The organism is Janthinobacterium sp. JF4 (assembly GCF_059617925.1).
In genome coordinates this window covers 1-10,169 of sequence record NZ_JCAQAV010000070.1, presented here as the reverse complement: position 1 = coordinate 10,169, position 10,169 = coordinate 1, and the positions used below count along the sequence as shown (strand labels likewise).

The 10,169-nt window shown below is 58.5% G+C and carries 9 protein-coding genes; 1 reads left to right on the top strand and 8 read right to left on the bottom strand.

Annotated elements, in window-relative coordinates:
• The first annotated feature begins 85 nt into the window (after positions 1-85).
• Positions 86-529, top strand: a complete 444-nt coding sequence (locus tag AC54AF_RS26265; protein WP_496638922.1) for a helix-turn-helix domain-containing protein — start codon at positions 86-88, stop codon at positions 527-529.
• A 467-nt stretch (positions 530-996) separates the two neighbouring features.
• On the opposite strand, the gene AC54AF_RS26260 is transcribed toward AC54AF_RS26265, so the two are convergent.
• The 8 genes from AC54AF_RS26260 to AC54AF_RS26225 all read right to left on the bottom strand — a co-directional run.
• The gene (locus tag AC54AF_RS26260; protein ID WP_496638921.1) at positions 997-2,595 is read right to left on the bottom strand and encodes a hypothetical protein; all 1,599 of its coding nucleotides are present in this window, start codon (positions 2,593-2,595) and stop codon (positions 997-999) included.
• Positions 2,596-3,037: 442 nt separating this feature from the next.
• Positions 3,038-4,315: a phage late control D family protein gene (locus AC54AF_RS26255; RefSeq protein ID WP_496638920.1), complete on the bottom strand. Its 1,278-nt coding sequence runs from the start codon at positions 4,313-4,315 to the stop codon at positions 3,038-3,040.
• Complete coding sequence (locus AC54AF_RS26250) at positions 4,312-4,920, bottom strand: phage tail protein (protein ID WP_102292441.1); 609 nt, start codon at positions 4,918-4,920, stop codon at positions 4,312-4,314. Before AC54AF_RS26250 ends, AC54AF_RS26255 begins: the two co-directional genes overlap by 4 nt.
• 16 nt (positions 4,921-4,936) lie before the next feature.
• Positions 4,937-7,957 carry a phage tail tape measure protein gene (locus tag AC54AF_RS26245; RefSeq protein ID WP_496638919.1) on the bottom strand — a complete coding sequence of 1,007 codons (3,021 nt, stop codon included), beginning with the start codon at positions 7,955-7,957 and terminating at the stop codon, positions 4,937-4,939.
• A gap of 15 nt (positions 7,958-7,972) precedes the next feature.
• A complete protein-coding gene (locus tag AC54AF_RS26240) occupies positions 7,973-8,086 on the bottom strand; it encodes a GpE family phage tail protein (RefSeq protein WP_496638918.1) in 114 nt (37 codons plus the stop codon).
• An 8-nt stretch (positions 8,087-8,094) separates the two neighbouring features.
• On the bottom strand, positions 8,095-8,403 hold the full coding sequence (locus AC54AF_RS26235; protein ID WP_496638917.1) for a phage tail assembly protein: 309 nt from the start codon (positions 8,401-8,403) through the stop codon (positions 8,095-8,097).
• 38 nt (positions 8,404-8,441) lie between these two features.
• Positions 8,442-8,951 (bottom strand): phage major tail tube protein, encoded by a 510-nt coding sequence (locus tag AC54AF_RS26230; protein WP_496638916.1) that lies wholly within the window; start codon positions 8,949-8,951, stop codon positions 8,442-8,444.
• Between the two features lie 58 nt (positions 8,952-9,009).
• Positions 9,010-10,169 (bottom strand): phage tail sheath protein (locus AC54AF_RS26225; RefSeq protein ID WP_496638915.1); only part of this gene is annotated, 1,160 nt, incomplete at its 5' end.

The following is a 10,169-nucleotide window of genomic DNA, read 5'->3' as shown; positions in this document are numbered from 1 at the left end:
TACGTTTTTCATAATGTTATGATGTGTAATCGCTACAGGATGGCGTAACTATAGTATGTAAAAACATACTTGTCAACATAGATGTATGGATAAAAATATTTTTGGTGATAGATTAAGGCAGGAGCGAACACGCCTGGGCCTTACACAAGAAGCGTTCGCGGCAATTGGTGGCGTGAAAAAACTCGCTCAGATTAATTATGAGCAAGGGAAGACCTTGCCTGACGCCGGCTACCTAGTTGCATTGTCAGGCGTGGGTGTCGATATCTCATATGTGATGCTTGGAGTTCCAACAAGCAATTCGTTGACAGATGACGAGAACGAGTTGTTGGTGGGATATCGGCGGTTAGATCTGCGCGGAAAGGCTCGCGTGCTGGGAGTTGTCGAAGGTATTTCTGATATGCCAGCCAGTCCAGTTGCCAAGTCTACAGAACGGCACACTCAAGTTATCGTTCATGGTGAGATTGGTCAACAGATACATGGGAACATAACCGCACCTCAAACTATCCACGTTGGCCGTAAAAAAAAATGAGAGACAAACGTTGCCGAGAATCGGTAAGTTCTCACGGCAAAGGCTCGTAATAAAGTGGAATTTTATTTACCTCATCATGTGCGCATTTGTATTGGGCTGGCCGCTTTACAAATGTGACGCTAACGTCGACTCGTTTCTCGGGGTTTTGAGAAATACATGCTTTTACGATGGTCACGCATACACTGCTGGAAGTGTCATTAAAACGGCGCCTGGTATCAGGTGTGAGTGCTCTTCTGTTAGTGATTCTGCTGCGAGGTGGATTGAGGTACGCCTAAGCTAACACGTGCTAGGCATACCTCATATGAATCTTGCTATCAGATGAAGGCGTACGCTGTGGCTTCGCTAGGCCCGCCTTTGCGGTCTTTATTCGTTGGTGTCCGGACTAGCGTCTGCTCATGTTTTGTTGGTCCGATAAGGTGCTCGCTGAAACTGACCGCAATGGAGAAATGCGTTTTACGGGTAGTTAATCAAAAGTCGAGATGTTTTCCACAGTGCCCAATGACTATTGCACTATCAGCCGCTACCCAGGCGAAATGCACCCGAAGCGTTTCAGCGACGCTGTCTTTAACCCCGATCTTGAGGTGTTTCTCCATTAAGATGTCCTGCCCTTTGTACTCAAAGGTACGACGACGTTTCCCATCATTACTCAATGCGCTTCCCTCATTCTGGGCAAACCCGCTCTTCCCGAAGACCTTCCGCCCTTCAGCATCACCCCCGCCCTCTGAAAGCTCAGTCCAGTAGTCATTTGCAAGTTTCCAGAGCATAGTAAAAGCTTTGCTACCATGATGAAATATCTCAGATTCGCACGCAGAGGAAAGCGCAGATTCCAGCACCACAATGCGATCCGGAAAAAGAGTACGGATAATGCTTAGAGACTGCTCTGGAGTCGGACTGCCATCCACCAGGCTACTAACTGCATCACGAAGAGGTTGAATGACCTCCAGCCCCTCATCATCGGCTGCTACTGCAGATTGGCGAATTCCCGTTAACGAATGTTTCAAGCTTTGCACATTCGCCTCTAAAGCATTAACGCGGTCATCCCGTTCTTGCAATTCAGCGTGAAGTTCGTTGATTGAAATGTCTTTGGCCGTCATCTGATTCATCGCATCTTCCAGCAGCACGATATACTCAGCACCTTCATCTGTCTGTTTTGCTCTCTCGACAGCGTTTGCCAAATCCATATGCAAAACGGCCTGATCAACAACGTTCAGCGAGATGTGGCGCCATGAAGTCGGCACGTTAGTCTGATGCGTAACTGTCGCGAGTATCTCAGACTCAAGGTTGACACCCGCCTCTAAGAGATCGTTCAACCTGTCTGGACGATACAACGAGTTGTCGCAGTAGACCCCGTCACGCCCGGCCTTTGATCTGTACAGCACATTGAGAGCACCACCCCAAGCGCCATATTTCTTTCCAAGCAATTTTTCGATCTCGAATGTATTGGCGCTAGCTGTGACTTCAACAACATCTGCAATACCGACGAGCAACGAACGGATACGCTCTGGTTGAACCATATAGGTGCCATCACGTCGTGCACTGATGACGACAATTGGGTGGGTCCTATTCGCACGCTCTACCTCCGCTAGAAAAGCCTCAGCGCTACTCTCGTTCAATTGCTTGACAGTAAGTCCGGGCGTTGCTGCAGCTGGCTGGCACTGAGCTACGACATCCAGTACGATGCGGGGACGCGTGACTTGGATGGGGGCAGACACCCTCGTACTGGCTTCATCCGACTTGAGTAGGAAGGTGCATTCCACAGGCCCGCCTTGGGTCAATTGACGGAGTCCAATTCCAGTAGTCCAAAGGCGCCCAGGCACCTGATCGTCGCGATGCGACAACTCCGAGCTGAAGATAAATGGGAAGTCTGATAAGGCAGAGTTAACTTGAGTCGTATGAGAAGTGACAGTGCTTCCATCCTTCAAGCGCTTCCGCTTCACTCCTCGCGCCAGTTCTTGGGCGGTTATGGCTCCCCCGGCTCGCTTACGCATCCAGCGTACGATCAATTCAACGATCTGCTGTGGACCATCTTTTGGATTCAACATAAAGCTACTGCTATAAACAAGCATTCAAAATCCTCTCACAGTTGTTATTAGATCAACGCAATGAAACGTTGAACACTTCTATCGAGCTATCGCCATTTGATTGGCGATGGAGAAGGTCCCCCGTCGTCGCAGCTCTTGGAATTGCTAAAGGTGTTCAGTGGAATGGTTTTTCGCAGAATCGGCGTCCGTCGTCCCCATATCTCTGCTGCCAAATCAATTTACGTCAGTCACGTATTGTTGTCGATGTATATAGAATATTAAATGTATTGCAAGATTCTTTCTGGCAATAATTTTACATTAAAATACACACCTCATGATAAGTATTCTTGATCGACCACAACAAGACTGGCTGGCTCTTATACATATCATTGGCGTCACTGAAAAGCCTGAAGTTCAGATAATTGATGTTACCGTTTAAACGATTGATCGCTTTTGGACGAAGCGGATGTTCAATATGGAAGTATGTTCAGGCGGTCTTTTTGCCGTTGCCGCCCACCAATTGAGTAGGCATCCAAGGTTCCTCACTGTTTTCGCGGATGATATCCCGCACTTCCTCAATATGTTTCCATGCATGCAGCGCCGCCCGTTTCGCGGCTTGTTTGCTCTTGTAAAGATGCTCCAGCGTCTTGAGTGTGCCAGTCGTCCCGGCCTGCTCCTGCCCCGCCTTTTTCTTCTTCGCTGCCACGTCCTTCCACTTGGCCGCCACGCCCGTGATGCCTTCGTCGGGGTCTTTCTCTTCCTCGCGCTCGGCTTCGACCGCTTCCGTCTTCGTTTCAAACTCCACGCGTGTGGTAAAGCCGTTGCCGCCCAGGCTGTGCGTGACCTTGACCGATAGCCATTCGGTGGCGTCGATCTCGGGCTTGAAGCCTGTCACCGTCACGGGCGATTGCGGGAACACGGCCGGGTTGCCCAGGGCCAGGTTCATTTCAAAGGTGGCCAGGCCGCGCAGGATGCGCTGCCATTCGGCCACGGCCGCCGCGCGCGCGTCGGTTTCGTTGGCGAAAGTGGTGCGCAGGCGCTTGCTGTTGCCGGGCACGCCGGCCACCACGCTGCGGCGGCGCGCGTAGCGCTCGTCATGCCAGAAGGCGCGCACGCCCGTGTAGGCGTCGCTTTCGGCGCTGTGGTAGCGGTGGCCGTCGCCCAGGGCGCGCGTGATGGGAATGACGGGCAGCGCCTTGCCGCTGGCGGTGCGACTCTGGTTGATGGGGATGAATAGTAGGATGTCATTCTTGACGGTGGCCACCGCGTCGTATTTCCTGCCCAGCCGGCGCAGGAAGGCCGCATCGCTTTCGTGGGTCTGGTCGATGTGCTCGATTGCCGTGTCGCGCAGGTGCGCCGACACGCCCGACGCCAGCTCGTTGCGGAAGGCAATCGCCTCGATGATGGCGCCCAGGGTGGTCTTGTGAAAGCTGTGTTCCTGCTGCTGCTTGAAGGTGTCGATCAGGTTGGCCGACCTGGCGCGCAGGGTGATGGTGTCGGGCGCGCCGCTGTGCTCCACCTCGTCCACGGTGAACTTTCCCATATCCACCAGGCCGGACGCTTGCCAGCCCAGCGCCAGGGCGATCTGCGCGCCGCGCGGTGGCAGGGCCAGCTTGCCGTCGCTGTCATCGAGCGAGATATCGAGCTGGTCGCTCTCGTCGCCACGGCACAGGGTCAATGTCAAATTGATTAGCCGCGGTGAAACGATGGCCGTCAAATCCTTATCCTCGATGCTGACCTTGAAGGCGGGGATATGCTCGCTCATTTGAACTTGTCCGCCGCGCTGCCGATGGCGCCGCTGATGCTGCCGCCGATCTTGTCTTTCATTTCGCTGACGACGCCGCCGTATTTCGAGGTGATGCCGCCGACCACATTGCCCACCACGCTGCCCACGGCATTCTTGGCCGCGCCGGCAATGCTGCTGGTCATGCCGTCGATGCTGAGCATGTTTTTCAGGTCGCCGATGTCGCCCAGGCCAAGCATGGCCAGCACGCCGTCGTCGTCGCGCTTGAGCGCAATCGAGAACTCGACGCGCCGCGCGCCGCCGCTGCCGTCGAGGATGGTGCGGCCCTCCGTCATGCTCGTGATGCGGTACGAGCCGAGAATGCGGCCCGTGCCCTGGATCAGAATCCACGATTTACCGGTGTCGGCCATCATGCGCAGCGCATCGAGCGAGTACAGGGAGCCGGTCAGTTCCGGCGCCACCCAGCCCGACAGGGTAATCGTGTCGTCACCTGGCCCCACGTACTGGTGCGCGTCGCGCAGGCCGACGCGTGCCGTGCTGGCGTGCTTCCATTCCGTTTGCCGCTGCAGCTCGTGATAAGCCAAGGTCGGCAGGCTGAACACGAACATTCCTAAAATCATCATCATGGTGTGCTTTTCTTTCTTAATCGTGGTCGCGCAGGGACGAGCGGATGCGTGCCGCCTTTTCGCGGTCGCGCTGATCGAGCGCCACGCTGACAGCGCGGGCGATGGCCTGGGGATCGGTGCCCGCCTGCACGTGGAAGGTGATTTCGATCTTGTCGCCCTGAATCGTCATGCCGGCGCCGAACCCGCCTTGTGCCAGCGGCGCGCGCGTGTCGAAGGCGCTGGCGGGCAGGGCGGTGGCCGTGCCGATGGCGATGCCGGCGCCCAATTGCGTCAGGCGCTGCGCCAGGCCTGATACCTTGGCAATCGGCGCGCCATCGCTGCGGTCCAGGCCCACGGCCAAGCCTTGCATGGTGTAGTCGCCTAGCTGGGCAAACACGCGGCTTGGACTGTGGATGCCCAACTTTTCCTTAAACCAGGTAATGGTGCTGGAACCGGCATTGCTGATGGCGTCCTTGACGGCGCCCATGGAACCGGTGATGCCGTTGACCAGGCCGCGCAGGATGTTGGCGCCAAACTCCGTGAACTGCGCAGGCAGCTTGATGCCGAACCAGCTCATGACGCCAGCGAAGGCCTGGTAAAACACGCCGACCGGCGACCAGTTGATAATCAGGGCAGTGATGCTGCCCATGCCGCCGGCACAAACGGTGCGCAGGCGTGACCAGATATCGGCAAAGAAAGCGGCGATAGGTTGCCAGGATGCGGTAATGCGCTGCAGGATGCTGGCGCCGAAGTCGGTGAATTTGGCCGGCAACGCGATGCCGAACCAGCCCAGCACGCCCGCGAAGGCGCGATAGAACAGGCCCAGCGGCGACCAGTTGGCGATAAGGGTGCTGACGCCGCCGATGCCGCCGGCAAACGCTGTTTTGACGTGCGACCAGATGCCGGTAAAGAAACCCTTGATCGGCTCCCAGTATTTGTAGATCAGGTAGGCGGCGCCGGCGATGGCCGTCACGGCCAGGCCGATGGGCGTCATCAAGAGGGCACGCCCCAGCCACAGCACGGCGCGGCTCGCCCACATGAAGGCGCCACCCAGGCCGCGCAAGATCGGCGTGAGCACGCCGCCCGTCACGCCCATCTTGGCGAACATGACGTGCAGCATGGCATACGGGCCGATCAGGGCGGCGATGCCGAGCATCAGCGGGCCGAGCACCAGCAGGACGCCGGCAAGGACAGCAAAACCGGCGATCATGACTTTGGCCACGGTCGGGTTGCGTTCCATGAAACCATTCAGGCGCGTCATGGCGGCAATCGCCATTTCCAGCCCCTGCGTGTACATAGGCAGGATTTTTTCACCCATGACTAGCTTGAGGTCGGAAACCTTGGCCAGCGTCTCCCGCTCCGCTCCGGCCCCAAGGCCACGCGCGCGCACGTGCAGGCTGTCCATGCCTTCCGAATTCTGATTGAGGCGTTCGCTCTTGCGGATCTGTGCGCGCTGGTCGACCATGCGCATCAGGAAGGCGGCGCCGTTGCTGTTCGAAACCAGGGCGCCGATTTTGCTGTTGATCTCGTCCTTGTCGGTGATGCCCTTGGCCGCCAGCTTGGGCAGGAATACTTTTTCAATCCAGTCGAGCGGGCTTTTCTGGAACATTTCCCCTTCCAGCAGCGCGCCGGCCTGGATGTACTTGATCTGCCCCACCTTGTCATACTTGATGTGCTTGCCGCTCAGCAGGCCCAGGCTTTGCATTTCCCTGGCCGCGCGCTGCGTGCCCTTGCCCTGGTAAATGTTGTTGTACAGGGAACGCCAGCCCACGCCCGCAGTCGAGCCGCCCAGTTCCTGCAACATGGGTTCCATCTGGTTGAAGAAGGCATTGTCGTTCAGGCCTTTGCCGGCCACGCCGCTGCGGATCGTAAATTGCCGCCAGTCTTCGCCACCGACCCGGCCACCCGTCGCCGCGATCACCTTTTGCACGCGGTCCGCGTCGCTCTTGAAGGCTTCGACGGAACCGGCGTTGCCGCGCAGCTCTATGACCTTTTGCATGGCGAACAGTTGCGCGTTGCGCTCGCCGGCCGATTCCGGGTAGAGCGTATCGTTGATGAATTTCATCTTCGACATAGTGGGCAGGGCCATTTCGGCGTGGTGGCCATCGGCGAAGATCGAAATGGAATCGCGGATCATTTCCGTTTTTTCCAGCTGGCTGACGCCATACGTTTTGAGCTGCTTGGCAAACTCGATGGCGTGTTCTTTTTCCTGGCCCGTGCGCGTGCCCAGCGCACGGATGCGCGCTGTTTCGATTTCGTAGTGTTTCGCTTCGTGCAATCCCTTGACCACAGGGGCGCCTATTGCCGCTCCCGCCACGGTGGCGCCCACGCCCGCGCTGGCCACGCCGCCGGCGATGGCCCTGGCTTTTGCCGCGCCGTGCTGTGCGGTGGCCACGCGATCCTGGCGCGCCTTGAGGGTGGCCAGCTTCTTCTGCTGGATTTCCAACTGCGTGTTGGCTGCAGCGATGTCGGTGGCCAGCGTCCGTTCATGCTGGCGCATTTTTGACGTACTGGTGCCGGCGGCATCCATCTTTTGCCGCACGAGGGTCAAGTTTTGAGCCAGCTTGAGCTTGCTTGCGCTGATCCTGGTCACTGCCGCATCGGCCTGGCCGAGAGTCGTTTTCAGGCTGCGCAGCTTTTCCTGCGACTGACTGTATTTCAGTTCCAGCCTGGTGAGGTTGTCGCGCGCCAGCGCAAAGCTGGCCGAAAGTTTGCCGCTGGGTTCCCGCGTGCGCATCAGTTCAAGCTGCAGGCCTTTGAATTCGGTGCGCGCTGCCCGAGTCTCGCTTGCCAGCTTGTGCTGTGCCAGGCGCTGATTGTCGAACGCGACACGCGTGTCATTCAGGGCCAGCTTGCTCTTTTTCAGTTCGCTCGATGTGGTGCGAAATTCTTCCTGTAGCTTGCGCAGGTACTTGGTTTCCTTGAGCTTGTCATTCAAGCCTTTCAGGCGCTGGCTGACCTCCTGCAGCGTCTTGCTGGTCGGGGCAGCTGCTGCGCGTATTTTTTTGAGGGGCGCCGTGATCCTGTCCAGCGCCGAAAACACTACCTGTAATTTCAAATCCCGACCAGCCATCTATTCCGCTCCGCTTCGTTGCCTGGCGCGCTCGCGCCAGGCCATCAGTTCATCAATCGTAAAACCCTCCATCGCTGCCGGCGTCCAGTGGAAGACGCCGGCAATGTCGGCCATGGCGTCTTCTACTTCGTCGGGGATACCGAAAGGCGATCGGCTTTGCTCGCCAAAAAACCGGCAACCTCGGCGCCCACGGCCAGCAGGTCGGCCGGATCCATGTTGGCGATGTCGTGCGCGGTCAAGGTCGGCTCGGTGATGCGCGGCAGAACGATCTGCAGGGCCGACACGTTCAGGTTGGCCAGCTCGATCAAGGAAATGCCGCGCAGGGCGCCCGCCTTGGGTTTGCGCACGGTCAGCGAGGTGATGAAGCTGTCGCCGCGTTTGATCGGGTCGTCCAGCTCGATGACGGCTTGGTTTTGGATATCGTTGTTCATGGTGTTGTCCTTGCAGGGTAGTAGTGAATAAAAAGGGATTACAGGCCGATGGCCTTGCGGATGGCCGCATTCGTGTCGCCTCCACCGAAGTTCTCGGTGCCGCTCATGAAGTCCAGTTCGATGACGGTGGCGCCGTCGATCATCAGCTTGTAATAGCTGCAAGCCATGGTGTATTTGTGCGTGGTGTCGTCGCCCATCTTGGCGCCGCCCATATCGATTTCCTTGTAACGGCCGCGCACGACGACCTCGACGGCGGCCACCGTGCCGTCATCGTCTTCCTGGTAGGCGCCGGCAAAGCGCAGTTGCACGGCGCCGTGCGCGTGCGCGCCGTATTGCTTCAGGGCTTCGGCGATCAGGCCGCCAGCGCTCCATTCCAGCGACAGCGCCTCGTTGCCGAAGTCCACGGACACGGGGCCGCTCATGCCCCCGGCGCGGAATTCCTCCATCTTGCGGCTGAGTTTCGGCAAGGTGACTTCGGGCACCATGCCCATGAAGGAGACGCCGTTCTGGAACAGGTTGAAGTTTTTCAGTTTGCGGGGCAGGCCCATAATTTCTCCAGTATTTCAATGCGCCCGCGCAGGCGCGGGCAGGGTGGTGATTGAATGCTTACGCGGCGATGCGCGAGGCGAAGTCGGCCAGGTAGCGGTCGGTGATGCGCTGCTGGAAACGCAGGTTTTCCAGCGGCGGCACGGGCGTGTAGTCGTAGTCGATGGCCAGCTTGCCGTCTTTCAGCGCCGTCTTGTCGTTGTACTGCTCGTCATACCAGGCATGGCCGTCGATGATGTAGCCCTGCAATTTCAAGTCGCGGAACTTGGCATTGATGCTTTCCAGCAGATCGCGCACCAGGGACGGATGCAGGGGCACATCGACATAGGCGAAATGCGCCTCGGCGATGGTGTCGGCCAGCACCTGGGCCGTGCGCGTGTAGCTTTCGAAATAGAAGAAGCCGCCCGGCGCCTCGCAGGTGCGCGAACCCCAGAAGCGGTAGCCGCCCATATTAATCAGGGTGGTCACTTCCTTGGCGTTGAGCACGCCGGCATCGGTGGCGGGGTCTTGCAAGTCGAAAAACACGTCCTTGGTGATGCCGGTCGGGCCATTCACAACCACGTTGGACAGGGTTTTATGCCAGCCCGTTTCCTCGTCGATCTTGGCGCGCAGGCCCATGGCGTAAGCGACGGCGGAAATGCTGGCTTCTTCATCGGTGGCGGTATCCCAGTTGACAAAATCCGGCCAGATGATCATGACCTCGCGCTGGCCGAACTGGCCGCGATAGGTGGTCGCCGCCGTGACGGTGGCGCAGCCATAGGCGGACGCATACACGAAGCCGCGCAGGCGCTGTGCCACGCTGGCCAGCGCGTTGGTCACGGCCTGGGTGTCCAGCCCCGGCGCGCCCAGGATGCGCGGTTTCACGCCCAACTTGCTTTGCGCGGCCAGCAGCGCCTGGGCGCCCAGGTACTTGCCATCGGGTGACACGCCGCCCACGGCATTGTTCGTGGTTTCCGCTTCCGTCTCGCCTTGGGCCACGCGCACCACGATGGTCAGGGGTTTGGTCTGCGCGGCGATGGCCGCCAGGCTGCGGTACAAGGTGCCGCTCTTGCCGGCCTTGCCCATGGCGGCCAGCACGTTGGTGACAAGCACGGGCGTGTCGAGCGGGAAGGCTGCCGGGTCCGCGTCGTCGGCCGTGGCGATCAGGCCCAGCACGGCCGTGGAGACGGTGCGGATGGGGCGCGAACCCTCGTTGATTTCAATGACGCGCACGCCATGGT

What these genes read in the sequence shown, in the direction of transcription:
- AC54AF_RS26265 (WP_496638922.1), top strand. Translation starts at nt 86, where the DNA reads ATGGATAAAAATATTTTTGGTGATAGATTAAGGCAGGAGCGAACACGC.
- AC54AF_RS26255 (WP_496638920.1), bottom strand. Translation starts at nt 4,315, where the DNA reads ATGAGCGAGCATATCCCCGCCTTCAAGGTCAGCATCGAGGATAAGGAT.
- AC54AF_RS26240 (WP_496638918.1), bottom strand. Translation starts at nt 8,086, where the DNA reads ATGGCCGACATTGCCGGCGTCTTCCACTGGACGCCGGCAGCGATGGAG.
- AC54AF_RS26235 (WP_496638917.1), bottom strand. Translation starts at nt 8,403, where the DNA reads ATGAACAACGATATCCAAAACCAAGCCGTCATCGAGCTGGACGACCCG.
- AC54AF_RS26230 (WP_496638916.1), bottom strand. Translation starts at nt 8,951, where the DNA reads ATGGGCCTGCCCCGCAAACTGAAAAACTTCAACCTGTTCCAGAACGGC.
- AC54AF_RS26260 (WP_496638921.1), bottom strand. Translation starts at nt 2,595, where the DNA reads ATGCTTGTTTATAGCAGTAGCTTTATGTTGAATCCAAAAGATGGTCCA.
- AC54AF_RS26250 (WP_102292441.1), bottom strand. Translation starts at nt 4,920, where the DNA reads ATGATGATGATTTTAGGAATGTTCGTGTTCAGCCTGCCGACCTTGGCT.